A 25,185-nucleotide genomic window follows, 5' to 3' on the forward strand; every position below is an offset into this window, starting at 1 on the left:
GGCCTCACGGCGACAGGTAACAGCGGTTTAAGAGCGGATCATGGCAAGCCCGATTGAGCAATTCCAGATCAAGCCCATCATTCCTGTCATCAATTTCACCAATTCGTCCCTGTTCATGGTCGGCGCCGTGGCGGTCATCGTCGGCGGCCTGATGCTCGCCACCCGCAAGCGCGCCATCGTTCCCGGCCGCGCCCAGTCCGTGGCGGAGGTGCTGCACGATTTCGTGGCAGGAACCTTGCGGGACGCGGCAGGCGAGGAGGGAATGAGATTCTTCCCGCTCGTGTTCTCGCTGTTCATGTTCGTGTTCACGGCCAATATGCTCGGCATGATCCCGGGCTTCTTCACGGTCACGAGCCACGTCATCGTCACGTTCTCCCTGGCGCTCCTGGTCATCGGCACCGTGGTCGTCTACGGCTTCATGAAGCACGGCACCCACTTCCTTGGTCTCTTCGTGCCATCGGGCGTGCCGGCCTGGCTCCTGCCCTTCATCGTCGTGATCGAGCTGGTCTCCTTCCTCTCACGGCCGATTTCGCTCTCTCTGCGTCTCTTCGCGAACATGCTCGCGGGGCACATCGCATTGAAGGTTTTCGCCGGCTTCGTGGTCGCCCTCCTGGGCGCCGGCGGCGCCCTGTCGATCCTCGCTCCGCTTCCGCTTCTCATGGCGGTCGCTCTCATGGCGCTCGAGTTCCTCGTCGCCGCCTTGCAGGCCTACGTCTTCACGGTGTTGACCTGCATCTACCTCAACGACGCGCTGCACCCGGGCCACTAGGTCTGCGCCGAGTTAATCCCCTCCCTCCCGGTCAAACACCTATTTCCAAGGAGATCACGATGGATCCGGTTGCTTTCAAGTTCCTCGGCGCGGGCCTCGCCTGCATCGGCATGGGCCTCGCCGCTATGGGCGTTGGCAACATCTTCGGTAGCTTCCTCTCGGGCGCCCTGCGCAACCCGTCGGCTTCCGACGGCCAGTTCGCCCGCGCCTTCATCGGTGCGGCGCTCGCCGAAGGACTTGGCATTTTCTGCCTCGTCGTCGCCCTCGTCCTTCTGTTCACCTAACATCCACGCGGTGATCGGGAGGGCGAAGCGCCCAGCGCTTCGCTTCGAGAAAGGTGACGGCGGGTCCACCGCCGTCATTCATTGTTTCTAGGATCGTTCAAAGTCCTATCAGGATCAGCTCCATGGCTCAGGCCCAGACGACCCATGCTGCAACGGAAGCACACGGCGGTGCTCACGAAGACGTCGGCTTTCCGCCCTTCCAGACGGAGACCTATCCCGGCCAGATCCTCTGGCTGATCATCACCTTCGCCGCGCTCTACGCCCTGCTGTCCAAGCTGGTTCTGCCGCGTCTGTCGGGCATCATCGAGAACCGCCGCGTGAGCATTGCGAGCGACCTCGACGAGGCCGCAGCCATGAAATCCCGCGCCGAAGAGGCGGGCGTTGCCTACGAGAAGGCGCTGTCGGAAGCCAAGGGCCGCGCCCAGGCTCTCGCTCAGGATGCCCGCGCCAAGGTGTCGGCCGAGACCGAGGCCAAGCGCAAGGCCCTCGAAGCCGACCTCGGAAAGCGCCTCGCCGAATCCGAGGCCGTCATCGCCCAGAAAAAGTCCGAAGCGATGAGCAATGTCCGCGGCATCGCCGTGGAAACGGCGAGCGCCATCGTCGAGCGCCTGACCGGCAAGGCTCCGGCCCCGCAGGTGGTGGAAGCCGCCATCGACCAAACCAAGGCTTGATAGGAGATCCACATGCTGTCCAGCGCTGAATTCTGGGTCGCCGTCGCCTTCTTCATCTTCTGGGGCATCCTGTTCTACTATGGTGTCCCCGGGAAGCTGATGAGCTCGCTCGATAGCCGCGGCAAGCGGATCGCAGACGAGCTCACCGAGGCCAAGCGCCTGCGCCAGGATGCCGAGAAGCTCCTCAAGGAGTTTGAAGCCAAACGCGCCGCCGCCGAGCGCGAGGCTGCCGACATCGTCTCCACCGCCAAGGAAGAGGCCGAGCGGCTTGCCCGCGAGGCCCAGGAGAAGATGGCCGATTTCGTGACCCGCCGCACGGCCTCGGCCGAAGCGAAGATCGCCCAGGCCGAGGTGCAGGCTGCCGCCGAAGTGCGCGCCGCCGCCGTCGACGCCGCCGTGAAGGCCTCCGAGCGCGTCCTGCGCGACGAGCTGTCGGGCCCGGTCGGTGCGTCGCTCCTGGAAAAGAGCCTCGGCGACGTTCGGACCAAGCTGCAGTAAGCTGCCACAGGGATCCCCATCGAAGGCCGCCCCTGAGGCGGCCTTCGTCGTTTCAGAGGTACTGATCATGCTGCTGATCTTCGATTGCGACGGCGTCCTGGTCGATTCGGAGGCCCTTGCCTGCACGGTCGATGCCGAGATCCTCACCGGGCTCGGCTTTCCCTACACCGCGGACGAGATCGTCTCCCAGTTTGTCGGCGTGAGCCTGAAGGACATGGTGGCGCGCATCGAGGCGGAGCACGGCCGCCGCCTGCCGGAAGATTTCGAGGAGCGCCTCAATGCACCCCTGTTCGCACGCTTCGAACAGGACCTGCAGCCGATCCCCGACATCCGCGATGCAATCCTCTCCCTGCCCTATCGCCGCTGCGTCGCCTCCTCGTCGGTGCACGAGCGGATCGCCCTGTCGCTCAGGGTCACGGGACTGGCCGATCTTTTCACGAATGTGTTCAGTGCCACGGAGGTCGTGCATGGCAAGCCGGCGCCGGATCTGTTCCTGCACGCCGCCTCGCGCATGGGATTCTCGCCGGGCGACTGCCTGGTGATCGAGGATTCACCCTCCGGGGTCCGCGCCGCCCGGTCCGCGGGCATGCGCGTCATCGGCTTCATCGGTGGCGGCCATTGCGGGCCTGCGCATGCGGACAAGCTCCGTGCGGCCGGCGCACCGGACATCCTGGAGCGGATGGCGGACCTGCCGGAGATGGTGCGTCGATCCATCGAGCCGACGTCATAATTTCTCCGCGGCAGGAAAACACCACGCCGCCATTCCAGGGCCACGCCAGCGGAGCCCAGAGCCCATCGCCACGAAGGTTCGTGGAAAAGGCGCAGCAGCAACAGCGACGTTCTATTCCGGGCTGTCAGCGGCCCAAGGTTCAGAGCCCAGCGCTCCGCGCTATTCCGGCATGCCGATCGCGAACGTCCGTCTCGTGGATCCGGGCCCGAGAGCCATGATTCATCGCGTAAGCCGGGAATGCCCGACTTGCGTAGCGAAAGGGCGAAGCCTGCCTCGAAGAGAATTGGCCGGGCAGAACCCGGCCATTTCCGCACGTGTGGGCACTTTGGAGAGAGAGCCCCCTACTCGGCCGCTTCGGCGATCGGCGCGGGCGGCGTCCACTTGAGCACCGGATTGCGCGCGGCACGGGTCTCGTCGAGGCGGCGGCGCGGCGCGTGGTACGGTGCGCCGATGAAGCGGCCCTTGTCGTTGCCCGTCTTCGCGGCCATCGCGAGATCGCGCAGGGTGGCGATGAAGAGGTCGAGGGAGGCCTTCGATTCGGATTCCGTCGGCTCGATCAGCATCGCCCCATGCACGACCAGCGGGAAATACATGGTCATGGGATGATAGCCCTCGTCGATCATCGCCTTGGCGAAATCGAGCGTCGTGACGCCGGTATCCTTGAGCCAGGCATCGTCGAACAGAACCTCGTGCATGCAGGGCTTGTCGCCGAACGGCTGCGAGAACAGGTCCGACAGCGAGGCGCGGACGTAATTGGCGTTGAGCACGGCGTCTTCCGAAGCCTGCCTCATCCCGTCCGTCCCGTGCGAGAGCATATAGGAGAGCGCGCGCACATACATGCCCATCTGGCCGTGGAACGCGGTCATGCGGCCGAAGGGCTCCTCCGCAGCATCCGCCTCCTGCTCCACCAGGGTCAGCTTCCCGTCCTTCACCGTCACGAACGGCACCGGTGCATAGGGCGCAAGCCGCGCGGAGAGCACGACCGGGCCGGAGCCCGGGCCGCCGCCGCCATGGGGCGTCGAGAAGGTCTTGTGCAGGTTGATGTGCATGGCGTCGACGCCGAGATCGCCCGGACGCGCCTTGCCGACGATGGCGTTGAAATTCGCGCCGTCGCAATAGAAATAGGCGCCCGCGTCATGGACCGCCTTGCCGATTTCCGAAACCTGGTTCTCGAAGAGGCCGCAGGTATTCGGGTTTGTGAGCATGATCGCGGCCACGTCCGGGCCGAGCAGCTTCTTCACGTCGTCCACATGCACCCAGCCGTCGTCGCGGGCCGGCACCGGCTTCACGGTGAAGCCGATCAGCGCCGCCGTGGCGGGATTGGTGCCATGGGCCGAATCGGGAACCAGAACCACCTTGCGGGTCTCGGCTTCGCCGCGCGCCTCGATGGCGGCCTTGATCGCCATCATGCCACAGAGCTCGCCATGGGCACCCGCCTTGGGCGAGAGCGCGACGGTGGTCATGTTGGTAAGCGTCACGAGGTAGCGGGCAAGCTCGCTCATCAATTCGAGGGCGCCCTGCACCGTCGAGACCGGCTGGAGCGGATGCACGTCCCCGAAGCCCGGCAGGCGGGCCATGCGCTCGTTGAGGCGCGGATTGTGCTTCATCGTGCAGGAGCCGAGCGGGAACAGGCCCGTGTCGATGCCGTAGTTCTGCTGGGAGAGGCGCACGTAGTGGCGCATCGTCTCCGGCTCGGAAAGACCGGGAAGGCCGATGGCCTCCTTGCGCTCGAGCCCGCCGAGGCGCGGCGTGAAGGCCTCCGGCTCGTCGAGGTCGACGCCCGTCGTCCCGGCATGGCCGATCTCGAAGATGAGCGGCTCGATCTGTGCCAGCGCCTTGTTGCCGGTGAAGGTCGGATGCTCGGTTTGGCCGGCCTCGCCGGTGGAAGAGGGACGTCCCTGGCGGTTCAACATCACAGAACCTCCTTCAAGGCGGCAACGAAGGCCGCGCGATCATCGTCGGTGTTCACTTCAGTGGAGGCCACCAGCAGCAGGTTGTCGAGGCCGGCGCCGGGCAGGAGCCGCGACACCGGCACGCCGCCGAGAACGCCCTTCTCCGCGAGACGCTCAACGACCTCCGCCGCGGGTTTCGAAAGCTTCACGGTGAATTCGTTGAAGAAGGTCTTGTTGAGAACCTCGGCGCCCTTCACGCCCGCGAGCTGGTCGGCGAGCTTCACGGTATTGGCATGGTTGATCCGCGCCAGCCGCGTCAGACCGGCCTCGCCGAGCAGCGTCATGTGGATCGTGAACGCCAGGGTGCAGAGACCCGAATTGGTGCAGATGTTCGACGTCGCCTTGTCGCGACGGATATGCTGCTCGCGGGTGGAGAGCGTGAGCACGAAGCCACGGCTGCCATCCGCATCCACGGTCTCGCCACAGAGGCGGCCGGGCATCTGGCGGATATATTTCGACTTGGTGGCGAAAAGGCCCACATAGGGCCCGCCGAAATTCAGCGCATTGCCGATGGACTGGCCCTCGCCCACGACGATGTCCGCGCCCTGGTCGCCGGGCGACCGCAGCAGGCCGAGGGATACCGCCTCCGTGAACACGACGACGAGCAATGCGCCGTGCTGGTGCGCCTTGTCGGCAACGGCCTTCACGTCGCGTACGTTGCCGAAGACATCCGGCGTCTGCACGACCACGCAGGATACGCTGTCGTCGATCTGTGCAAGCAGGTCTTCCGTTGCGGAAACGTCGGCCGGAAGCGTCACGACCTCGTCGCTCGCCATCTTCGAGAGCGTCCTCACCACATCCGCGTAATGCGGATGCAGGCCGCCGGACAGAACCGCCTTGCGGCGCTTGGTGACCCGGTGCGCCATCAGCACCGCCTCACCTGTGCCTGTGGAGCCGTCATACATGGAGGCGTTCGCCACCTCCATGCCCGTGAGAGCGGCCACCTGCGTCTGGAACTCGAACAGGTATTGCAGCGTCCCCTGCGCGATTTCAGGCTGATACGGCGTGTAGCTGGTCAGGAACTCGGAGCGCTGGATCAGGTGGTCCACGGTCGACGGCACATGGTGCTTGTAGGCGCCCGCACCGACGAAGAACGGGACGGACGAGGCCGAGACGTTCTTCGCGGACATGCGGGTCAGGATGCGCTCCACCTCCATCTCGCCCTTTCGGCGCGGAAGATCGATGAGGTCTTTTAGGAGCTTGTCCTGCGGAATGTCGGCGAACAGGTCGTCGACGGACTTGACCCCGATCCGCGCGAGCATCTCGCCGCGATCGGTATCGGAGAGGGGGAGATAGCGCATCAGATACAACCCTATGCGTTAATGCGACGGAATGCCGGCCACCACCACGTCCGCGAGGACGGAATTGGCGATGAAGCATTCCTGATGGGCGAGGTGGTGGAGTTCGGCGATCTGTTCGGGCGTCGGCACTTTTTCGCCGGAGAAGGTGATCTTCGGATCGAGGGTCACCTTGGAGACGTAGAGTTTGCCCTTGTCGTTCTTCGTCATGACGCCACGCGCGTCGTCCTCGTAGGAATCGACGACGAAGCGCTTCTTGGCGGCGACATAGAGGAAGGTCAGCATGTGGCAGCTTGAAATCGATGCCACCAGCGCTTCCTCCGGATCGATGGCATTCTCCAGCGAATACGGCAGCGGCACCGACGACGGCGCGGAGGAGGCCTGAACCGTGATGCCGCCGTCGAAGGACCAGCGATGGCCCCGGCTGTAGCGGCTGTCGGTGAAGACAGCCCCGTCACGGTTCCAGGAGATCTTCGCAGAATATTCGTGCGCCATCGCCGCTGCTCCGTTTAGGAAATCGACTTCACGAATTCCTGGTACTGCTCTTCGGTCATCAGGCCGTCGAGTTCGCCAGGGTTCGTAACGCGGAGCTTCAGGAACCAGCCCCGGCCGGCCGGATCCTCGTTGACGGTGCCGGGCGTATCCTCGAGGGTCGAGTTGACCTCGACCACCTCGCCGGAAACCGGCGCATAGACTTCGCTCGCCGCCTTCACGCTTTCGACGACGGCCGCCTCGTCGCCCTTGGCAAGCTTCTTGCCGACGCTCGGAAGCTCCACGAACACGACGTCGCCAAGCTGGCTCTGGGCGTAGTCGGAAATACCGACGGTGCCGGCATCGCCTTCGACGCGGATATATTCGTGATCCTTGGTGTAGCGTGTGGTCATTGGTATCCCCCTTGGATTGTCAGCGCCTGTAGCGATGCGGTGTGAACGGCATGGCCGCGACCTTGGCCGGAAGCGGCTTGCCGCGCACCATGAGATGAAGGTCCGTCCCCACAGCGGAGACGTCCCGTGAAACGTAACCCATGGCCACGGGACCATTGACCGTCGGCCCGAACCCGCCGGAGGTGACGATGCCGACCTCGCGGCCGTCGGGCGTCATGATGACGGTTCCCTCGCGGGCCGGGGCCCGGCCCTCCGGCTTCAGGCCGACGCGGACGCGGGCCGGCCCGTCCTTGAGCTCGCGCTGAACACGGGCGGCTCCAGGAAAGCCTCCCTCCTCGCGCCGGCGCTTCTGGATCGACCAGTTGAGGCCGGCCTCGATGGGCGAGGTCGTGGTGTCGATATCGTGGCCGTAGAGGCAGAGCCCCGCCTCCAGACGGAGCGAATCGCGCGCTCCGAGGCCGATGGGCTTCACTTCCGGATCGGCGAGGAGCGTCCGCCAGAGCTTTACGGCATCCGCCGCCTTCACGGAGATCTCGAACCCGTCCTCCCCCGTATAGCCGGAGCGGGACACGTGGGCCCATGCGCCGTCGATCTGCACGTCGGCGGACGCCATGAAGGCAAGGTCGGCCGTTGCGGGCGCGAGCTTGGCGAGAACCGCTGCGGCGGTGGGACCCTGGAGGGCGATCAGGGCCAGGTCGTCCTTGCGCCTCAGGGCGACGCCGTTCGGAAGCCGGGCCTCGATATGGGCATAGTCGGCGTCCTTCATCGATGCGTTGACCACCAGGTAGAGCCAGCCCTCGTGGCCCGGAGCGCCCACGCGCGTCACCATGAGGTCATCGAGAATGCCGCCGTCGTCGGCGAGCAGCTGCGAATAACGCTGCTGGTTCGGCTTCAGGTTCAGGATATCGGCCGGGATCAGGGCTTCGAGCGCCTTCGCCACGGTCGCGTGGTTCTTGTCCTCGGCGACCAGGAAGGCCTGGCCCATGTGGGAGACGTCGAACAGGCCCGCGTGCTCGCGGGTCCAGTTATGCTCCGTCAGGATTCCGGTCGGGTACTGGACCGGCATGTCGTAGCCGGCGAACGGCACCATGCGGGCGCCGAGGCCCACATGCTCGGCATGGAGCGGAGTTTGCAGGAGCGGCTCGTCGGCACGGACTGGCTCAGCCATGGGATTCCCTCAAAAGGCGCGCGTTTCATCGGGCCTTGTCAGCCCGTTCTGCGCCCCCTCTGTCCCGAGACCTGAGAGATTTCCCTTGATCGCCTGCGCGCAAGGTTACGCCCGTCGGTGGGCGACGTCGCGAAACGTCGCCGCTTTCCAGAGTGCCAGCTCCCACGCGGTCCTTTGGCCTGAGCGTTTCCGGGGCGGTTGCGCCTTCGGCGCCGGACATGACGTCCGGACTCTCCCGCGGGGATCATCGGCTCCCTCTCCTCTGAAGAGGATTTGCAATCCTGTCAATAAAGCAGGCTGCCGCAACCGGGCTGTACCCATGTCAATTGACGGCCTGTCCGCCAGGGCTCATGTTAGGTCCATCAATCACAGAAGGGGAGACGCGCGACCCGAGCCGGTCGGCAGCTCCGCACATCGTTGCTCGAACTGGTCATCGCATTCGTCCTTATCGCCCTCAACGGCGTTTTCGCGCTCTCTGAACTTGCCATCGTTTCCGCCCGCCGCGCCCGCCTCAAGACCTATGCGGACCAGGGCCGTGCCGGCGCCAGCACCGCGCTCGCCCTCATGGAGGATTCGGGGCGCTTCCTCTCGACGGTCCAGATCGGCATCACCCTGGTCGGCATCCTGGCCGGCGCCTTCTCGGGCGCGGCGCTGGGCGGCCGTCTCACCCAGATCCTCATCGGCAACGGTGTTCCACCGGGGGCAGCGGAACCCCTCGGCTACGGCATCGTGATCGGCCTGATCACCTATTTCTCCATCGTGATCGGCGAGCTCGTGCCCAAGCAACTGGCCCTGCGCCACCCTGAAAGCATCGCCTGCTACGTTGCTCCGTTGATGATGCTGGTCTCCAAGGTCGGCGCACCCGCGGTCTGGCTCCTGAACGCTTCGACGCGCCTGATCTTTGGGCTGTTCGGCTCAAGCTCCGACGGGGAGACGACCGTCACGGAAGAAGAGATCAAGATGCTCGTCGGCGAGGCGGAAAGCGCCGGCGTGATCGAGGAGGAGGAGCGCCGCATGATCGGCGGCGTGCTCCGCCTCGGGGACCGGCTCACCCGCGCCCTGATGACGCCGCGCACGGATGTGGACTGGATCGACCTCGAGGACGATCCCGAGGCGGTCCGCGAGCTTCTCATCACCACGCCACACTCGCGGCTGCCGGTGAGCGAGGGAGATTCCGACAACATGATCGGCATCGTCGAATCCCGGGAGCTGCTCGCGGCGATCCTGGCCGGGGAGGAACTCGACGTCCGCAGACACGTAAAGTCAGCTCCCGTCATCCCCGACACCCTCGACGCCCTCGATGCCCTGACGGTTCTGCGCGATTCGCCGGTGCCGATGGCCCTGGTCCATGACGAGTACGGCCATTTCGAAGGGGTCGTGACCCCTGCGGACGCGCTCGAGGCCATCGTCGGCGCCTTTCGCTCGGATGCAGGGGAAACCCAGGAGCCCGATGCCGTACGCCGGGACGACGGCTCCTGGCTGCTCTCCGGCTCCATGCCGGTGGATGAGATGGCGGATATCCTCGCCTTCCCCCTGCCCGAGAACAGGAGCTACCATACGGTCGGCGGCCTGGTCATCAGCGAGATCCAGCACCTCCCGGCGGTGGGCGAGCACGTGGACGCCTTCGGCTGGCGCTTCGAAGTGGTCGACCTCGACGGTCGCCGCATCGACAAGGTCCTCGCTCATCCGCTCGGCCAGCGGGCCGGCACCAGCGCGCCATTGCCCTGACGGAATCCGCCCCTGACAGCAAAATGCCCCGCTCTCGCGGGGCACTCAGGTCGTGTTGCAGCGTCAACGGCGCATTACTTAGCCGGGACGGGCTCTTTCGCCGGTGCGGCCTCGGGGGCGGCCTTCGCCGCCTTGTCGGCTTCGTGGAGCAGAGTGCCGACGGTCTCGGTGCGCTTGGCGCTCGCCTCTTTCTGGCGGTCGGCCTCAGCCTTTGCCTTGGCGTCGGATAGGGATGATGCCCGATAGTAGCACATGATGTCCTCCATCCATGGAGCACAGGGGCAACGTCACCCGATGAACGTGGTTCCGGGCGATCCGCTGCCGCTTTGGCTACGTGTCCTGTTTTTCTCAGCCCCGCTTCCGACGGGCCGTCGCCCCGCTGCCGAGGCCGACTTCGATCTCGAAGGTGGACGCATCGACCGCCGGGACGACGATGTCCTCCGCGATGATCGTGAAGCTTCCCTGGGTGTCCCCGGCAGGAATCGTGACGCTCGTGCGCGCCGAGCGGTTCGCGATGACCCTCGAGCCGTTTTTCACGACGATCTGGACCGGGACATCGTAGCGCCCAGGCGTACCACCCGCCCCGAGGAGCGCGCGGCCCTCGACGCCGATCTTCACGAGGGTCGAACCGTCCTGCTGGCCGGTGCATTCACGGGCGAGGTTGCTGATGGCGATCTGGCTACGCAGTCCGCTCTGTTCGCCGACCCGCCCACCGGAGAAGGCCTGGATCGCGGAGCCGCCTTCCATGATCTCGACGGTCGGGCAGTAAACGTCCTCGGTGACCTTCTTCGCAGCGGGGGGCACCGATGTGCCCGCGAACAGCACCATGTTCCCCAGCGTCGCCCCGCCCTCGCCCGGCGCGCCGCAGCCGCCCAGGGCGGTCAGGCCAAGCACAGCGAGAGCCCAGCCTGCCTTTGCGTTCCATCCGCTCATGACTTCACCCCCACAGTTCTATTCTGATCTGGCTGCTCTTAAGGCAGCGCGTCGTACCCGGCCGCGAATCCGTTCAGCGACACCGGAATGCCGATCCCTTCCTCAGGCGTCTGGAAGACGATGAAGGTGGCCGTCTGGCCGCCCTTCATCTGGTTCACGAGGTTGTCCTCCATGACCACCTCGGCAACGCAACCCGTCGAAAGGCAGCGCACGAAGCCGGCGCGGCCGATGTCGGTCTGGTCGATCTTGAGACCGAGACCGGAGGGGAGCAGGATACCCAGCGGTGCCACCACGCGAAGAAGCCGGCTCTTCGCATCAGCGGTTTTCAACACAATAATGACGAGCGTGACATTCGGACGATCTTCCGCCGCCACGTTCTGCACGAGGGCGCATTGCTCGCTCGTGGCCCCGGCCGGGGTCTCGCACCGCATCTGCCAGTCGCCGAACGTATTCTTGACCATGCCCTGAGCCTGGGCGCCGCCGGCAAAGGCCAATCCGTACAGGCCAAGCACAGCAGCCGCCGCGCGGCCAACCCAACGAGACACGCTCACAGGCACCTCCGTCCTCGATTCCAACATGCAGGGCGGGCCGGGCCGCACCTTTCCGTAAAGGTCCGTTCGGACCATGCCTAGGGCCGGGATGTCAAGCGAGAGCGCCCGCGGGATGGTGATATTGAGTCACGGAATGGGGCATTTGGCGGTTATGACGCATAAATTGCGACGCTTGAGACGTTGCGCTCCCGCCCATCCTGTGGTCATAGACGCTGATCAAAGGTGATGGCGCAGGCCGGGCACCGCATTTTGCACGCCCGCGCCCTCCCCGATGCATTTCGCGGCCTTCCTGGCCATCACATCTTAGGAGCTTTGGAACACCGATGCGGATCGAGACCTCAAGACTTCGATCGGTGACTGCCCTCTCCACGGCGGCGGTCGCACTTGTGTTGGGCATAAGTGAGGCGGCCGCTGGCACCGGCGCACCTTCCCCTTGGGAAATTAGCATGCAGGGAATGGTCACGGAGGTCGGACGCGACATGTCCAACTTCCATACCTACCTCGTCTGGCTCATCGCAGCGATCTGCCTGTTCGTACTGGCGCTGCTCATCGTCGTCATCGTCCGGTTCAACGAACGGAAGAACCCGGTCCCGTCGCCGACGACACACAACACCCTGCTCGAGGTCGCCTGGACCATCGTCCCGGTGCTGATCTTGGTGGCGATCGCAATTCCCTCCTTTCGCCTCCTGCGCCAGCAGCTGGTGGTTCCGCCTGCCGACGTCGTGGTCAAGGCCACCGGCTATGCCTGGTACTGGGGCTACGAGTATCCGGCCGATCAGGGCGGCGGCTTCAAGTTCGATTCGAACATGGTCGAGACCAAGGACCTGAAGCCCGGCCAGCCGCGCCTCCTCACCGTCGACAACGAGATGGTCGTTCCGGTGAACAAGGTGGTGAAGGTTCAGGTCACCGCCGCCGACGTGCTGCACTCCTTCGCCATGCCGTCCTTCGGCATCAAGGTCGATGCGGTCCCCGGCCGTCTCAACGAGACCTGGTTCAAGGCGGAGGCCGAGGGCGTGTATCACGGCCAGTGCTCGGAGCTCTGCGGCAACGGCCATCCCTACATGCCGATCACGATCCGTGTCGTGAGCGAGCAGCAATATGCCGCTTGGCTTACCGAGGCGAAACAGAAGTATGCTTCCGTGGACGCCCTGGCCCCGCTCAAGCTCGCGACCGCACAGTAGTATCGAAAGAAGGACCACAGAGGTCTCATCATGGCACATTCAGCTGATGCCGCTCACGCGGATCACCACGATCACCCAACCTTCTGGCGCCGGTGGTTCTATTCCACGAACCACAAGGATATCGGCACGCTTTACATGCTGTTCGGCTTCACGGCGGGCCTGGTGGGCGCAGCGCTCTCCATCGGCATGCGGCTCGAACTCCAGGAGCCCGGCCTGCAGTTCTTCTCCAATCCGCAGACCTTCAACGTCTTCGTGACCGGCCACGGCCTCATCATGGTGTTCTTCATGGTGATGCCCACCCTGATCGGCGGATTCGGCAACTGGTTCGTGCCGCTGATGATCGGCGCGCCGGACATGGCCTTCCCCCGCCTGAACAACATTTCGTACTGGCTCACCGTCGCGGGCTTCGCCCTTCTGGTGTGCTCGCTCTTCGTCGAGGGCGCTCCCGGCTCGCTCGGCTTCGGCGGCGGCTGGACGGTCTATCCGCCGCTCTCGACCGCGGGCCATCCGGGACCGGCGCTCGACTTCGGCATCCTGGCCCTGCACCTGGCCGGCGCCTCGTCGATCCTCGGCGCGATCAACTTCATCACCACCATCCTGAACATGCGCGCCCCGGGCATGACGCTGCACAAAATGCCGCTGTTCGCCTGGGCCATGCTGGTCACCGCCTTCCTGCTGCTGATGACGCTGCCCGTCCTTGCGGGTGCGATCACGATGCTGCTCACCGACCGCAACTTCGGCACGACCTTCTTCGATCCGGCCGGCGGCGGCGATCCGATCCTGTACCAGCACCTGTTCTGGTTCTTCGGTCACCCCGAAGTGTACATCATGATCCTGCCGGCGTTCGGCATCATCAGCCACATCGTCTCGACCTTCTCCAGGAAGCCGATCTTCGGCTATCTCGGCATGGCCTATGCCATGGCGGCGATCGGCGTCGTCGGCAGCGTGGTGTGGGCGCACCACATGTTCACGGTCGGCCTTTCGCTCCAGACGCAGGCCTACTTCGTGTTCGCCACCATGGTGATCGCGGTGCCGACGGGCGTGAAGGTGTTCTCGTGGATCGCCACCATGTGGGGCGGCTCCGTCCGCTTCACCGCGGCGATGACGTGGGCTGTGGGCTTCATCTTCGTGTTCACCGTCGGTGGCGTCACCGGCGTGGTCCTCGCGAACGCGCCCGTCGACCGCTACATGCACGATACCTATTATGTGGTCGCGCACTTCCACTACGTGCTGTCGCTCGGCGCGGTGTTCGGCATCTTCGCAGGCATCTACTACTGGTTCCCGAAGATCACCGGCTACATCATGCCGGAGTGGATCGGAAAGACACATTTCTGGATCGCCTTCATCGGCGCCAACGTGCTCTTCTTCCCGCAGCACTTCCTCGGCCTCTCCGGCATGCCGCGCCGTTATGCGGACTATCCGGATGCCTTTGCCGGGTGGAACCTGGTGTCGTCGATCGGCGCCTACATTTTCGCCGCCGGCCTCATCTTCTTCATCTTCGGTGTGATCTACGCCCTGATGCGCAAGGAGAAAGCCGCCGGGAACCCGTGGGGCGAGGGTGCCACGACGCTGGAATGGACCCTGTCCTCTCCTCCGCCGTTCCACCAGTTCAACGAACTGCCCCGCATTGCGGATACGGGACACTAATCCCGAGAGCCGGGCGGCCTCCGCCGCCCGCTCCTCCCCAGAGGGCTTGGGACCCAAGCCTTCCGGCGAGGAGTTGACATCGAAAGGACCCGAGCGCCGCGCCCGGGGAATTTGGAAGTTCATCGTAATGAGCATTGTATCGAATAGCCTGACCGACGCCCGTGACGAGAGCCTCGTCACCTCCGGGATCTCGCAGGGCGACGTGTCCGACTTCTTCGCGCTCCTGAAGCCGCGTGTCATGTTCCTGGTGGTCTTCACGGCGCTGGTCGGCATGCTGGTCGTCCATCCGAACGTGCATCCCGTGGTGGCCTTTGCCTCGCTGCTGATGATCGCCGTGGGGGCCGGCGGCTCGGGCTGCCTCAACATGTGGTGGGACGCGGACATCGACGCGGTGATGACCCGGACCCGGAAGCGGCCGATCCCTGCCGGAAAAATCCAGCCTGGCGAGGCCCTGGCCTTCGGCATGATCCTCTCGGTCGGCTCGGTGATCGTGCTTGGCCTCGTGAGCAATGTCCTCGCCGCGGGCCTGCTCGCCTTCACGATTTTCTTCTACGCCGTCATCTATTCGATGTGGCTGAAGCGCTCGACCCCGCAGAACATCGTCATCGGCGGCGCGGCGGGCGCCCTGCCGCCCATCGTCGCCCAGGCGGCGGTGACCGGCAACGTGGGCTGGGAGAGCATCATTCTCTTCGCCATCATCTTCATCTGGACCCCGCCGCATTTCTGGGCTCTCGCCCTCGTCAAGTCCGGCGACTACGAGCGGGCGGGCATTCCGATGATGCCGAACGTGGCCGGTCCCGATTCGACCCGCCGCCAGATCCTCGCCTATACCCTGCTCCTGGCTCCCCTGGGACTTGCCCCCGTTGTCTACGGCTTCGGCGGCCTCGCCTATGCGATCGTCGCGACGATCGGCGGTATCGGCATGCTGGCCCTGGCCTTCCAGGTTTACCGTTTGCGGACGGGCGAGCCGGCGATGCGGGTGGCGCAGCAGCTCTTTGCCTTCTCGATCCTGTATCTTTTCCTGCTCTTTGCGACCCTGCTCGCGGAGCATGGGCTCGGCTTCTTCCGGCCGGTTCTGGGGTGACGTCATGGCTGAGTTCCACCCGCGCCGCCTGACTCCCGAAGAAACGAAGCGCCGCCGCAAGCGTTCGATCGCCATCGGGCTGACGCTCGCCGCCCTCGTCCTCCTTTTCTACGTGGTCACCATCGCCAAGCTGGGCGTCGGTGTCATGCAACGTCCTCTGTAGGCGGGAGGTCACGATGTCCGGAGCGCCTCACCTCCAGAAGAACGTCCGTCGCACGGTCCTGAGCTGCATTGCGGCCGGAATCGGCATGATCGGCCTCGCTTATGCGTCCGTGCCGCTCTACGACCTGTTCTGCAAGGCCACGGGCTACGACGGCACGCCGAGCGTGCGCACGGCGAATGATTCAACCGTCGTGGACCGGGAAATCTCGGTTCGCTTCGACGCCAATGTGGCTCCTGGCCTCAACTGGCGCTTCACGCCGGAAACTCCCGAGATCAAGGTGAAGCTCGGTGAGACCACCACGGTCCTGTACCGGGTCACCAACGCGGGCGACAAGCCGACGACAGGCATCGCCACCTACAACGTCCAGCCCGATCTGGTAGGCAGCTATTTCTCGAAGCTCGAGTGCTTCTGCTTCACCGAGCAGACCCTGAAGCCGGGCGAGAGCGTGGAATCGGCCGTGGTCTTCTATGTCGATCCGCGCCTTGTGCAGGATTCCGACGTGAAGGACCTCAGCTCCCTTACCCTCTCCTACACCTACTTCCCCTCCAAGGGGGGCAAGCCGGTGGCGGAGGTCGCAACCAAGAAACCCATCGTTCAATAACGGACGTGACAAGCTAGACAGAAACGTCTTAAAGCGAGACACCTTCGAGGCACGGAGACGATACGAATGGCCGAGGCCCACGCCAAACAACACGATTACCACCTTGTCGACCCGAGCCCGTGGCCGCTCGTCGGTGCATTCAGCGCCTTCGTGATGGCGTCCGGCTTCGTGACCTGGTGGAAGGACGTCCCGGTCGCCGGGATGCATATTGGCGCCTATATCTTCGGCGCCGGCATCATCGGTGTAATTTATACGATGATCAGCTGGTGGTCGGACGTCATCCGCGAGGCGAATGACGGCCATTCCCACACCCGGGTCGTCCAGCTTCACCACCGCTACGGCATGATCATGTTCATCGCCTCCGAGGTGATGTTCTTCGTCGCCTGGTTCTGGGCCTATTTCGACGTCGCGCTGTATCCGAACGAGGCGATCCAGTACGCGCGGACCGAAGCGCTCGGCGGGCAATGGCCCCCGAAAGGCATCGAAACCTTCGATCCCTGGCACCTGCCGCTCCTGAATACCCTGATCCTCCTGACCTCGGGCACCACCGTCACCTGGGCACATCATGCGCTGCTGCAGGACGACCGCCGCGGCCTGAAGACGGGCCTGTGGCTCACCGTCATCCTGGGCATGCTTTTCACCGCCCTCCAAGCGTACGAATACAGCCACGCGGCCTTCGCCTTCAAAGGAAACATCTACGGCGCCACCTTCTTCATGGCGACCGGCTTCCACGGCGCACACGTCATCATCGGCACGATCTTTCTGGCGGTCTGCCTTCTGCGCGCTTATCGCGGCGATTTCACGCCCAAGCAGCATCTCGGCTTCGAATTCGCCGCCTGGTACTGGCACTTCGTCGACGTGGTCTGGCTGTTCCTCTTCGCCTCCATCTACGTGTGGGGCTTCGGCGGACATGTCGCCGGCCATTGACGCTGCCGCACAGCACATCATTCCACGGGGGGCGGCGACAGGCCGCCCTTCGTTTTTGACGACCAACGACTATCTGACAGCCTCCCGCTAATCTCCAGAGAGGCGGCCGGGAGAAAGATCGTGGCCCAGGACCTCACCCCACCGAATCCCATCATGGCTGGCCTGGCGGGCCGTTGCCCGCGATGCGGCAAGGGTCATCTGTTCAGCGGATACCTGACCGTGCGCCCGTCCTGCGAAAATTGCGGCCTCGACTATAAATTCGTCGATACGGGCGATGGCCCGGCCTTCTTCGTCATGTCCATCGTCGGCATCGTCGTGGTCGCCCTGGCCCTGTGGGTCGAATTCGCCTTCGAGCCCCCGATCTGGCTCCACATGGTGCTGTGGCTCGGACTGTCCGTGATCCTGAGCATGGTCCTGGTACGGCCGCTCAAGGGTGTCATGATCACCCTCCAATATCATCATAAGGCCGAGGAAGGGCGCCTTCGGAAGTGACTGGAAGCACCGCCCCGCACCCTCTCCGCTCGCTGTTGCTGCCCGGCCTTGCGACCCTGGTCGGACTCGCCATCCTGACCGGCCTCGGCACCTGGCAGCTCCAGCGCAAGGCCTGGAAGGAAGCTCTGATCGCCCAGATCCAGTCTCGCGCCTACGGGGAGCCGGGGGCGATCCTGCCGGAGGCGGAATGGAACCGCTGGCAGGCGCAGGCGGATGAGTTCCGCCGCGTCCGGGTGACCGGGACCCTTCTGAACCGGTTCGAGACGCCCGTCTACGGTCTGGCGCCCGCCGCTCCGGGCAAGACGTCGGCGCAGGGATACTACGTGATGACGCCGCTGCGCCTGGAAGACGGTGCCATCGTCATGGTCAATCGCGGCTTCGTGCCCATGGACCTGAAGGATCCGGCATCGCGACCCCAGAGCCAGGTTTCCGGCGCGACGACCGTGACGGGACTGGTGCGGGCACCGGAGGAGCGCAACATGTTCACGCCCGCCGACAACGCAGCCAAGAACACGTGGTTCACCCGCGATCCCCAGGCCATTGCCCGCGCCCACGACCTCGAGCGGGTCGCCCCCTTCTATGTGGAGGCGGATGCCACGCCCAATCCGGGCGGGTGGCCCAAGGGCGGGCAGACTCGGCTCGAGCTTCCCAACAACCACCTGCAATACGCTGTCACCTGGTACGGGATCGCCCTCACCCTCGTCGGCGTGTTCGCTGCCGTCGTGTGGCGGCGGCTGAACCCCGAGCCGGGCGAAGCCTCGCGGAGCGAAGGAAGCGGGCCGTAGCGGGCCTTCCGCTGCGCCGCAAAGCCCGCTGCCGGATCTCACTGCAGTGACATCGCCGTGCCCGCGATCCGCCTGAGTGTCCGGGGCGTCACTCCGCTTCATCGAGTGACGAGCCGCTTGGAAACTCTTTCGTTTGTCGCATTTCGGACGGAAACCGGTTCCCACCTCTCGTGAAAATGCTCTAATGTCCGGCCACCTTTCAGGAGATCGACCCTTGCTTCACGTCTCGACCCGGGGCGAAGCCCCCGCGCTCGGCTTTGCCGACGCCCTGCTCGCCGGATTGGCCCGCGATGGCGGCCTGTACGTTCCGAAAAGCTGGCCCGGCCTGACGCAGGAAACGATCAGGGAGTTCGCGGGCAAGCCCTACGCGGCGGTGGCCAAGGCGGTGCTGGGCCCCCTTGTGGATGGAGACATCTCTGAGGCCGCGCTCGGAGCCATGATCGAAGACGCCTATGCAACCTTCCGCCACGCCGCCGTCTGCCCTCTGAACCAGATCGGCGACAATCTCTTCGTTCTGGAGCTGTTCCACGGGCCGACCCTTGCCTTCAAGGACGTGGCCATGCAGCTTCTCGGCCGCCTGATGGACCATGTCCTCAAGGAAAGGGGTGCCCGCGCCACCATCGTGGGTGCGACCTCCGGGGATACGGGCAGCGCCGCGGTCGACGCGTTCAAGGGCCTCGACCAGGTCGATATCTTCATTCTCTACCCGCATGGCCGCGTGTCCGATGTCCAGCGGCGGCAGATGACGACCGTGGAATCACCCAATGTCCACGCGCTCGCGGTCGAAGGCACCTTTGACGACTGCCAGGCCATGGTGAAGGGCATGTTCAATCATGCCCGCTTCCGCGACGAGCTCCAGCTTTCCGGCGTCAATTCCATCAACTGGGCCCGCGTCGCGGCGCAAGCGGTCTATTACTTCACCGCCGCCGTTGCCCTCGGCTCGCCGCACCGGCCCGTATCCTTCGCCGTGCCGACGGGCAATTTCGGCGACATCCTCGCTGGCTGGGCCGCGAAGCGCATGGGGCTGCCCATCGAGCGGCTGATGATCGGCACCAACGCGAACGATATCCTCGCCCGGACGCTCGAGACGGGATCCTACGAGATCCGCACCGTCCAGCCCACCGCCTCGCCGTCCATGGATATCCAGATCTCGTCCAATTTCGAACGGCTTCTCTTCGAGGCCCATGGCCGGGATGCTGCGGCGGTCCGCCGCCTGATGGCCGGGCTGGCGCAGTCGAAGGCCTTCACCCTCGACGAGGCCCCGCTGGCCCGGATCCGCCAGGAATTTGGAGCCGTGGCGGTGGACGAGCCCGGCGTGGCCGCGGAGATGGCCGAGACCTACCGCACGACCGGTTACGTGCTCGACCCCCACAGTGCTGTCGGCACCCGCGCCGGTCGGGCACTGCTGAAGGACCGGCCCGAGGTCCCCGTCGTCGCCCTTTCCACCGCTCATCCGGCGAAATTCCCTGACGCTGTGGAACGCGCGACCGGGGTCCGGCCCCAGCTTCCGCCGCATATGGCCGATCTGATGACCCGGCCGGAGCGTTTCACGATCCTTCCCAACGACCAGAAGAGCGTCGAGCACTTCATCCGCGAGCGCGCCCGGGCGCTCCGAGGCGAGGCGGCATGAACCATCACTTCGTGCGCGAGAAGCGGATCGACATCACCCGGCTGCCCAACGGCCTGACGGTGGCGACTGAGCAGATGCCAGAGATCGCCACCGCGACGCTCGGAGTCTGGATCGGAACGGGTTCGCGCCACGAAACGGCCCATGAGCACGGGCTGTCGCACCTGATCGAGCACATGGCCTTCAAGGGCACCGCCCGGCGCTCCGCCCGCCAGATCGCCGAGGACATCGAGAATGTCGGCGGCGACATCAATGCGGCGACGAGCGTCGAATACACGAGCTACACGGCCCGAGTCCTCGGTGAGAATGCCGACGTGGCGCTCGACGTGCTCGGCGACATCCTCACCTCGTCCGTCTTCGATCCTGTCGAGCTCGCCCGGGAGAAGACCGTCATCCTTCAGGAATATGCGGCCGTCGAGGATACGCCGGACGACCTCGTCTACGACGCCTTCATGGAAGCGGCCTATCCGGGGCAGCCGATCGGCCGCCCGATCCTGGGCACGCCCGAGACCGTCAACGGATTCGACGAAGGCACGATCCGGGCCTTCATGGCGCGGGAATATGTGCCCGGGAAGATGGTGGTCGCCGCCGCGGGCGACGTGGACCATGATCGCATCGTCGCTCTCGCCGAAAGCTGCTTCGGCGCCATGCCCTCCGCATCGCTCCGCGAACCCGAGCCGGGAATCTACGGTGGCGGGGAGCGGCGGATCCAGCGCAAGCTGGAACAGGCCAACATCGTCCTGGGACTGCCCGGCCTTTCCTTCAAGGACCCCGGCTACTACGCCGCCCATCTCTTCGCCCATATCCTCGGCGGCGGCCTGACCTCACGGCTCTGGCACGAGGTGCGAGAGACCCGAGGGCTGGCCTATTCCATCGAGGCCTTCCACTGGCCGTTCTCCGATTGCGGCCTCTTCGGCGTCGGCGCCGGGACAGCGGGAAAGGATGTGGCCGAGCTGATGGAAGTCACGCTCGCATGCATGCGCAAAGCGACCGGCGATATCGGCGAAGCCGAGATGACCCGCGCCAAGGCGCAGATGAAGGTCGCACTATTGACGGCACTGGAAACGCCCGGCGGACGTCTCGAGCGAATTTCACGCCAGCTCTTGTCCTGGGGCCGCATCATTCCGAGCGATGAGATCGTTCAAAAGGTCGACGCACTGACCGTCGACCAGGTTCGCGAAGCTGGGAGACAACTGCTTCGGGGCGCCCCCACCTTGACGGCTATCGGTCCCCTGAAAGGGTTGCCCACCCTCAACCACGTCGCAGAGGCTCTGCGTCCCTAGATCCGATGCCCATTCTTTAAGCAGCATCGTGCGGAAAACCGGTTTCCTTCTCCGCACGATGTTCCGACCTCGGACCCTTCGAACCTTGTTGCAATTCGAGGATCTTCTCCTCAATCCCGCCGCAAAGTCGCCCCAGGCCAAGGCTACGTCCTTCCGGCGTGAGTCTTGCGGACAAGTCCGGGCATATCCCGACTTCGCCTTGCCCTCGAGCCCCCCGACCGATACCAATCCCGTTTAACCCTGTGCCCGGACGGAAGACCGAAGCGTTGCGGATCGTCTCTTTCGCCATAACCGTCATCCTGACGGCTTTCATGTGCCTTGCATGGCCGGCAAGCGGCCGGGCCGTCGAGTCCGTCCGCGTGGATCCCAAGGTCCGCGCCATCGACCTCACGCCGATGGTCGAGCGCTATCGTTCGGACGGCGACGAGATTCGCATCTCGACGGCCCCGGGCCGTGACGGCATCGTCCGCCGCATCGCGGTCAAAGCCCGCGAGTCCGGAACGCGGCCGGACTGGATCGTCTTCGCGCTCACCAACGACAGCGACGAACAGGTCGATCGGCTGCTGGTGGCACCCCATTTCCGCCTGACCTCCTCCGGCGTGATCTGGCCCGATCTCGGGTCGTCGCGTATCGCGGCGATCACGGCGAGCCAGGGAATCCGGCCAGAGCGCGACGACAGCGCGGATGCCGATATCTTCCTCGTCACCCTCGACCCGGGCAGCACGGTAACCTTCGTCGCGGAGCTTCGGTCCAACAACCTTCCCCAGCTCCATCTCTGGGATGCGGATGCCTACAAGGAACGGGTCAACGGTCTGACGCTCTACAAGGGCATCATCATCGGCATCGCCGGTCTCCTGGCCCTTTTCCTCACCATCGTATTCGTGGTGAAGGGTGCGTTGATTTTCCCCGCCGCGGCAGCGCTTGCCTGGGCCGTCCTTGCCTATGCGTGCATCGATTTCGGTTTCTTCCAGCGCATCTTCCCGATCACCGAGAAGGCGGAGCAGATCTATCGCGCCGGCGCGGAGGCGGTGCTGGCGGCCACTCTGCTCGTGTTCCTCTTCGCCTATCTCAACCTGAACCGCTGGCACGTCCGCTACAGCCACGTCACCGCGTTCTGGCTGGTCTTCCTCGGCGCGCTCATCGGGCTTGCCATCATCGATCCGCCCGTCGCCTCCGGCGTGGCGCGCATCTCGATCGCGGCCGTGGCCGGAATCGGCTTTGTCCTGGTGCTTCACCTCGCCACGCATGGCTACGACCGCGCCGTCATGCTCGTCCCGACCTGGCTTCTCCTCATCGCCTGGGTCACGGCGGCGACCTTCACCGTGATGGGTCATCTCGTCTCGGATCTCGTTCCCCCGGCCCTGATCGGCGGCCTCGTGCTCATCGTGATGCTCATCGGCTTCACGGTGATGCAGCATGCCTTTGCTGGCGGTGCCTTCGCACAGGGATTCGTGAACGATACGGAGCGGAGGGCTCTCGCCCTCGCGGGAGCCGGCGACATCGTGTTCGACTGGGACGTGGTGTCCGATATCGTCTTCGTCAGCCCGGAGGTGGAGCACCAGCTCGGCCTCAAGCGTGGTGCCCTGGAAGGTCCGGCTTCCGCCTGGCTCGATCTGGTTCACCCATTCGACAAGGACCGGTATCGCGCCGCCCTCGATGCCATCATCGAACAGCGCCGCGGACGCCTGACCCAGGATTTCCGTCTGCGCGCAGCCTCGGGCGGGCACCATTGGTTCCGTCTCAAGGCCCGCCCGGTGATCGGCACGGATGGGGAGGTCATCCGGGTCGTCGGAACCCTCGCGGATGTCACGGATTCGAAGACGTCGGAAGAGCGACTGCTCCACGACGCTGTCCATGACAATCTTACCAGTCTCCCGAACCGCCAGCTCTTCTACGACCGGCTCGAGGCGGCTCTCACCTACGCCAGTCAGGACGACAACGTGCGTCCGACGGTCCTCGTTCTCGACATCGATAATTTCAAGACCACGAACGATTCCGTGGGCCATGCGGCGGGAGATTCGATCCTTCTGACCTTGTCCCGCCGGCTGGGACGGCTCCTCAGGCCACAGGACACCGTGGCCCGGATTTCAGGCGATGAATTCGCCATCATCCTCCTCTCCGAGCGCGAGCCGGACCGGATCATCGCCTTCGCCGACATGGTGCGGCGAGCGATGACGACCCCTGTGACCTACGCGGAACGGGAGATCTTTCTGACCGCCTCCATCGGCCTTGCCCTGCACGATCCCCAGATCGCGGCGCGGCGCGAGGAGGTTCTGCGCAACGCCGAGATCGCGATGGCTCACGCCAAGCGCCAGGGCGGCGACCGGATCGAGGTCTTCCGCCCGACCATGCGCTCGGACCGGAGCGATCGCTTCACGATGGAAGCGGATCTGCGCCGCGCCCTCGAGCGCAACGAGATCAAGGTCCTGTTCAAGCCCATCGTCCGCCTGGAAGACCGCACCATTGCGGGCTTCGAATCGATGCTGCGCTGGGACCATCCGCGCCTGGGCCGTATCGGTCCCGAGGACTTCATGTCCCTGGCGGAGGAGACCGGACTCATCGTTTCCCTCAGCTTCTTCCTCCTGGAACAGACCGCACGGGAGCTCGCGGCCTGGCAGGAAGCACTCGAGGTCGAGCCGCCGATCTTCGCCAGCGTCAACATGTCGAGTCATCATCTGCTCCGCCACGATCTTCTCCAGGACGTGAAGGCGGTGATCGCCCGTACGGGCGTTCTTCCGGGATCGCTCAAGATCGAGATGACCGAGAGCCTGGTGATGGAGAACCCGGAATACTCCGCCCAGATGCTTGCCCGCCTGCAGGATCTCGGCGCGGGACTTTCCCTCGACGATTTCGGGACCGGATATTCGGCCTTGTCCTACCTGCTGCGTTTTCCCTTCGACACGATCAAGGTGGACGAATCCTTCGTGCGCCAGATGGCGTCCGGCAAGCCCGTCATTCTGCGCTCCATCATCAAGATGGCGCACGAACTCGGCATGGCGATCATCGCCGAAGGCGCGGAGACGGAATCGGAAGCCATCGAGCTCTACCAGCTCGGCTGCGAATATGCGCAGGGACCCGTTTTCGGCGAGCCGATGTCGGTGCTGCAGGCACGCCAACTCGTCGGCGCGGCCACAGAGGCCGCCTAGGACCGGATCAGGCGTGTCCGGCCTGCATCGACAGCATGGCGGGATCGATGCCGATCCGGCGAAGAGCCATCTCGTAGCGGAGTTCGGCGGACGCGTTGAAGATCAGCTCCGCATCGGCGGGGCAGTTGAGCCAGCCATTGGCCTGGATTTCGATTTCGAGCTGGCCGGCTTCCCAACCGGCATAGCCCAGCGCCAGGATGGCGTCCTTGGGTCCCTCGCCCCGGGCAATGGCACGCAGGATGTCGACGGTCGCAGTCAGGCAGATGCTCTCGTCGATCAGCAGGGTCGACTGGGCGATATGGAAATCCGACGAATGCAGAACGAAGCCGCGACTCGTTTCCACGGGGCCGCCCATGAGCACCTGCATCTGACCGACCTTCTGCGGCAGAAGGATGCGTTCCAGCTCCGGAATGATGTCGAGCTGCACCAGCAGGTCGGGCAGGCTCACATTGGCAGCAGGCCGGTTGAGGACAATGCCCATGGCGCCTTCCACCGAGTGGGCGCAGATGTAGATCACGGCCCGCGCGAAGCGCTCGTCCATCATCCCGGGCATGGCCACGAGAAGCTGGCCGTCCAGGTAACCGGGTTTCATATCGGTCGGCGTCGTCAGGAGGCTCATCTCTCACATCTGCGTTGCGGGTGCCCGATCACGGGATCGTGGATGGCGGCGCGCCCATTATAAACCGCATAAGGGAAGCGCGTCAGGGAGGCGTCAGTTCCATGACATTTCGATTAAGTTCTGCTTCAGTTGCTATTTCGGTCATTCTAGCGTTTTTCCCCTCC

26 protein-coding genes and 1 riboswitch are annotated in these 25,185 nt (G+C 64.8%); of the genes, 17 read left to right on the top strand and 9 right to left on the bottom strand.

Going from position 1 to position 25,185, the window contains the following annotated elements:
• Window positions 1–40 precede the first annotated feature (40 nt).
• From AC522E_RS14385 to AC522E_RS14405, 5 genes are all read left to right on the top strand, one after another.
• Window positions 41–769 carry a F0F1 ATP synthase subunit A gene (locus AC522E_RS14385; RefSeq protein ID WP_500746943.1) on the top strand — a complete coding sequence of 243 codons (729 nt, stop codon included), beginning with the start codon at window positions 41–43 and terminating at the stop codon, window positions 767–769.
• A 59-nt stretch (window positions 770–828) separates the two neighbouring features.
• On the top strand, window positions 829–1,053 hold the full coding sequence (locus AC522E_RS14390) for a F0F1 ATP synthase subunit C (RefSeq protein WP_500746944.1): 225 nt from the start codon (window positions 829–831) through the stop codon (window positions 1,051–1,053).
• A 122-nt stretch (window positions 1,054–1,175) separates the two neighbouring features.
• On the top strand, window positions 1,176–1,724 hold the full coding sequence (locus AC522E_RS14395; RefSeq protein ID WP_500746945.1) for a F0F1 ATP synthase subunit B family protein: 549 nt from the start codon (window positions 1,176–1,178) through the stop codon (window positions 1,722–1,724).
• Window positions 1,725–1,739: 15 nt separating this feature from the next.
• The gene (locus AC522E_RS14400; protein WP_500750702.1) at window positions 1,740–2,222 is read left to right on the top strand and encodes a F0F1 ATP synthase subunit B family protein; all 483 of its coding nucleotides are present in this window, start codon (window positions 1,740–1,742) and stop codon (window positions 2,220–2,222) included.
• A gap of 67 nt (window positions 2,223–2,289) precedes the next feature.
• A complete protein-coding gene (locus AC522E_RS14405) occupies window positions 2,290–2,952 on the top strand; it encodes an HAD family hydrolase (protein ID WP_500746946.1) in 663 nt (220 codons plus the stop codon).
• Between the two features lie 341 nt (window positions 2,953–3,293).
• Here the strand turns inward: AC522E_RS14405 and gcvPB are convergent, their stop codons facing one another.
• The 5 genes from gcvPB to gcvT are packed head-to-tail and all read right to left on the bottom strand — an operon-like array spanning window position 3,294 to window position 8,254.
• On the bottom strand, window positions 3,294–4,865 hold the full coding sequence (gene gcvPB, locus AC522E_RS14410; RefSeq protein WP_500746947.1) for an aminomethyl-transferring glycine dehydrogenase subunit GcvPB: 1,572 nt from the start codon (window positions 4,863–4,865) through the stop codon (window positions 3,294–3,296).
• On the bottom strand, window positions 4,865–6,205 hold the full coding sequence (gene gcvPA, locus AC522E_RS14415; RefSeq protein ID WP_500746948.1) for an aminomethyl-transferring glycine dehydrogenase subunit GcvPA: 1,341 nt from the start codon (window positions 6,203–6,205) through the stop codon (window positions 4,865–4,867). Before gcvPA ends, gcvPB begins: the two co-directional genes overlap by 1 nt.
• A gap of 18 nt (window positions 6,206–6,223) precedes the next feature.
• Complete coding sequence (locus AC522E_RS14420) at window positions 6,224–6,697, bottom strand: OsmC family protein (protein WP_500746949.1); 474 nt, start codon at window positions 6,695–6,697, stop codon at window positions 6,224–6,226.
• A 14-nt stretch (window positions 6,698–6,711) separates the two neighbouring features.
• Window positions 6,712–7,086, bottom strand: coding sequence for a glycine cleavage system protein GcvH (gcvH, locus tag AC522E_RS14425; protein ID WP_500746950.1), 375 nt, complete (start codon window positions 7,084–7,086; stop codon window positions 6,712–6,714).
• 19 nt (window positions 7,087–7,105) lie between these two features.
• Window positions 7,106–8,254 carry a glycine cleavage system aminomethyltransferase GcvT gene (gcvT, locus tag AC522E_RS14430; RefSeq protein WP_500746951.1) on the bottom strand — a complete coding sequence of 383 codons (1,149 nt, stop codon included), beginning with the start codon at window positions 8,252–8,254 and terminating at the stop codon, window positions 7,106–7,108.
• Window positions 8,255–8,411: 157 nt separating this feature from the next.
• Window positions 8,412–8,502: riboswitch (glycine riboswitch) on the bottom strand.
• 169 nt (window positions 8,503–8,671) lie between these two features.
• Here gcvT and AC522E_RS14435 point away from each other — a divergent pair.
• Window positions 8,672–9,982, top strand: a complete 1,311-nt coding sequence (locus tag AC522E_RS14435) for a hemolysin family protein (RefSeq protein ID WP_500746952.1) — start codon at window positions 8,672–8,674, stop codon at window positions 9,980–9,982.
• Window positions 9,983–10,056: 74 nt separating this feature from the next.
• Here the strand turns inward: AC522E_RS14435 and AC522E_RS14440 are convergent, their stop codons facing one another.
• From AC522E_RS14440 to AC522E_RS14450, 3 genes are all read right to left on the bottom strand, one after another.
• Complete coding sequence (locus tag AC522E_RS14440; RefSeq protein WP_500746953.1) at window positions 10,057–10,236, bottom strand: hypothetical protein; 180 nt, start codon at window positions 10,234–10,236, stop codon at window positions 10,057–10,059.
• Window positions 10,237–10,330: 94 nt separating this feature from the next.
• Complete coding sequence (locus AC522E_RS14445) at window positions 10,331–10,915, bottom strand: hypothetical protein (RefSeq protein WP_500746954.1); 585 nt, start codon at window positions 10,913–10,915, stop codon at window positions 10,331–10,333.
• A gap of 38 nt (window positions 10,916–10,953) precedes the next feature.
• Window positions 10,954–11,493 (bottom strand): invasion associated locus B family protein, encoded by a 540-nt coding sequence (locus AC522E_RS14450; protein ID WP_500746955.1) that lies wholly within the window; start codon window positions 11,491–11,493, stop codon window positions 10,954–10,956.
• A gap of 296 nt (window positions 11,494–11,789) precedes the next feature.
• On the opposite strand from AC522E_RS14450, the gene coxB reads away from it, so the two are divergent.
• The 11 genes from coxB (at window position 11,790) to AC522E_RS14505 (ending at window position 24,402) form a co-directional block, all read left to right on the top strand.
• Window positions 11,790–12,647: a cytochrome c oxidase subunit II gene (gene coxB, locus AC522E_RS14455; RefSeq protein WP_500746956.1), complete on the top strand. Its 858-nt coding sequence runs from the start codon at window positions 11,790–11,792 to the stop codon at window positions 12,645–12,647.
• A gap of 30 nt (window positions 12,648–12,677) precedes the next feature.
• A complete protein-coding gene (ctaD, locus tag AC522E_RS14460; protein WP_500746957.1) occupies window positions 12,678–14,294 on the top strand; it encodes a cytochrome c oxidase subunit I in 1,617 nt (538 codons plus the stop codon).
• A gap of 127 nt (window positions 14,295–14,421) precedes the next feature.
• The gene (locus AC522E_RS14465; protein ID WP_500746958.1) at window positions 14,422–15,378 is read left to right on the top strand and encodes a heme o synthase; all 957 of its coding nucleotides are present in this window, start codon (window positions 14,422–14,424) and stop codon (window positions 15,376–15,378) included.
• Between the two features lie 4 nt (window positions 15,379–15,382).
• Window positions 15,383–15,541 (top strand): cytochrome c oxidase system small membrane protein, encoded by a 159-nt coding sequence (locus tag AC522E_RS14470; protein WP_500746959.1) that lies wholly within the window; start codon window positions 15,383–15,385, stop codon window positions 15,539–15,541.
• 13 nt (window positions 15,542–15,554) lie between these two features.
• A complete protein-coding gene (locus AC522E_RS14475; protein ID WP_500746960.1) occupies window positions 15,555–16,142 on the top strand; it encodes a cytochrome c oxidase assembly protein in 588 nt (195 codons plus the stop codon).
• Between the two features lie 66 nt (window positions 16,143–16,208).
• Window positions 16,209–17,069 (top strand): cytochrome c oxidase subunit 3, encoded by an 861-nt coding sequence (locus AC522E_RS14480; protein ID WP_500746961.1) that lies wholly within the window; start codon window positions 16,209–16,211, stop codon window positions 17,067–17,069.
• 153 nt (window positions 17,070–17,222) lie between these two features.
• A complete protein-coding gene (locus AC522E_RS14485; protein ID WP_500750703.1) occupies window positions 17,223–17,561 on the top strand; it encodes a DUF983 domain-containing protein in 339 nt (112 codons plus the stop codon).
• Window positions 17,558–18,346 carry an SURF1 family protein gene (locus tag AC522E_RS14490; RefSeq protein ID WP_500746962.1) on the top strand — a complete coding sequence of 263 codons (789 nt, stop codon included), beginning with the start codon at window positions 17,558–17,560 and terminating at the stop codon, window positions 18,344–18,346. Before AC522E_RS14485 ends, AC522E_RS14490 begins: the two co-directional genes overlap by 4 nt.
• Window positions 18,347–18,560: 214 nt before the next feature.
• Complete coding sequence (thrC, locus tag AC522E_RS14495) at window positions 18,561–19,976, top strand: threonine synthase (protein ID WP_500746963.1); 1,416 nt, start codon at window positions 18,561–18,563, stop codon at window positions 19,974–19,976.
• A complete protein-coding gene (locus tag AC522E_RS14500) occupies window positions 19,973–21,256 on the top strand; it encodes a M16 family metallopeptidase (RefSeq protein WP_500746964.1) in 1,284 nt (427 codons plus the stop codon). Before thrC ends, AC522E_RS14500 begins: the two co-directional genes overlap by 4 nt.
• Window positions 21,257–21,567: 311 nt before the next feature.
• A complete protein-coding gene (locus AC522E_RS14505; protein WP_500750705.1) occupies window positions 21,568–24,402 on the top strand; it encodes an EAL domain-containing protein in 2,835 nt (944 codons plus the stop codon).
• Between the two features lie 7 nt (window positions 24,403–24,409).
• Here the strand turns inward: AC522E_RS14505 and AC522E_RS14510 are convergent, their stop codons facing one another.
• Window positions 24,410–25,021 (bottom strand): YqgE/AlgH family protein, encoded by a 612-nt coding sequence (locus tag AC522E_RS14510; protein WP_500746965.1) that lies wholly within the window; start codon window positions 25,019–25,021, stop codon window positions 24,410–24,412.
• Between the last annotated feature and the right edge of the window lie 164 nt (window positions 25,022–25,185).

The sequence above is a fragment of the Microvirga sp. BF8 genome, from assembly GCF_059888585.1.

What these genes read in the sequence shown, in the direction of transcription:
- AC522E_RS14390 (WP_500746944.1), top strand. Translation starts at nt 829, where the DNA reads ATGGATCCGGTTGCTTTCAAGTTCCTCGGCGCGGGCCTCGCCTGCATC.
- gcvPA (WP_500746948.1), bottom strand. Translation starts at nt 6,205, where the DNA reads ATGCGCTATCTCCCCCTCTCCGATACCGATCGCGGCGAGATGCTCGCG.
- AC522E_RS14510 (WP_500746965.1), bottom strand. Translation starts at nt 25,021, where the DNA reads ATGAGCCTCCTGACGACGCCGACCGATATGAAACCCGGTTACCTGGAC.
- AC522E_RS14485 (WP_500750703.1), top strand. Translation starts at nt 17,223, where the DNA reads ATGGCTGGCCTGGCGGGCCGTTGCCCGCGATGCGGCAAGGGTCATCTG.
- gcvT (WP_500746951.1), bottom strand. Translation starts at nt 8,254, where the DNA reads ATGGCTGAGCCAGTCCGTGCCGACGAGCCGCTCCTGCAAACTCCGCTC.
- AC522E_RS14500 (WP_500746964.1), top strand. Translation starts at nt 19,973, where the DNA reads ATGAACCATCACTTCGTGCGCGAGAAGCGGATCGACATCACCCGGCTG.
- AC522E_RS14405 (WP_500746946.1), top strand. Translation starts at nt 2,290, where the DNA reads ATGCTGCTGATCTTCGATTGCGACGGCGTCCTGGTCGATTCGGAGGCC.
- gcvPB (WP_500746947.1), bottom strand. Translation starts at nt 4,865, where the DNA reads ATGTTGAACCGCCAGGGACGTCCCTCTTCCACCGGCGAGGCCGGCCAA.
- ctaD (WP_500746957.1), top strand. Translation starts at nt 12,678, where the DNA reads ATGGCACATTCAGCTGATGCCGCTCACGCGGATCACCACGATCACCCA.
- AC522E_RS14475 (WP_500746960.1), top strand. Translation starts at nt 15,555, where the DNA reads ATGTCCGGAGCGCCTCACCTCCAGAAGAACGTCCGTCGCACGGTCCTG.
- AC522E_RS14445 (WP_500746954.1), bottom strand. Translation starts at nt 10,915, where the DNA reads ATGAGCGGATGGAACGCAAAGGCAGGCTGGGCTCTCGCTGTGCTTGGC.
- AC522E_RS14420 (WP_500746949.1), bottom strand. Translation starts at nt 6,697, where the DNA reads ATGGCGCACGAATATTCTGCGAAGATCTCCTGGAACCGTGACGGGGCT.
- AC522E_RS14470 (WP_500746959.1), top strand. Translation starts at nt 15,383, where the DNA reads ATGGCTGAGTTCCACCCGCGCCGCCTGACTCCCGAAGAAACGAAGCGC.
- AC522E_RS14505 (WP_500750705.1), top strand. Translation starts at nt 21,568, where the DNA reads ATGTGCCTTGCATGGCCGGCAAGCGGCCGGGCCGTCGAGTCCGTCCGC.
- AC522E_RS14385 (WP_500746943.1), top strand. Translation starts at nt 41, where the DNA reads ATGGCAAGCCCGATTGAGCAATTCCAGATCAAGCCCATCATTCCTGTC.
- AC522E_RS14450 (WP_500746955.1), bottom strand. Translation starts at nt 11,493, where the DNA reads ATGTTGGAATCGAGGACGGAGGTGCCTGTGAGCGTGTCTCGTTGGGTT.
- AC522E_RS14480 (WP_500746961.1), top strand. Translation starts at nt 16,209, where the DNA reads ATGGCCGAGGCCCACGCCAAACAACACGATTACCACCTTGTCGACCCG.
- AC522E_RS14440 (WP_500746953.1), bottom strand. Translation starts at nt 10,236, where the DNA reads ATGTGCTACTATCGGGCATCATCCCTATCCGACGCCAAGGCAAAGGCT.
- gcvH (WP_500746950.1), bottom strand. Translation starts at nt 7,086, where the DNA reads ATGACCACACGCTACACCAAGGATCACGAATATATCCGCGTCGAAGGC.
- AC522E_RS14395 (WP_500746945.1), top strand. Translation starts at nt 1,176, where the DNA reads ATGGCTCAGGCCCAGACGACCCATGCTGCAACGGAAGCACACGGCGGT.
- AC522E_RS14465 (WP_500746958.1), top strand. Translation starts at nt 14,422, where the DNA reads ATGAGCATTGTATCGAATAGCCTGACCGACGCCCGTGACGAGAGCCTC.
- coxB (WP_500746956.1), top strand. Translation starts at nt 11,790, where the DNA reads ATGCGGATCGAGACCTCAAGACTTCGATCGGTGACTGCCCTCTCCACG.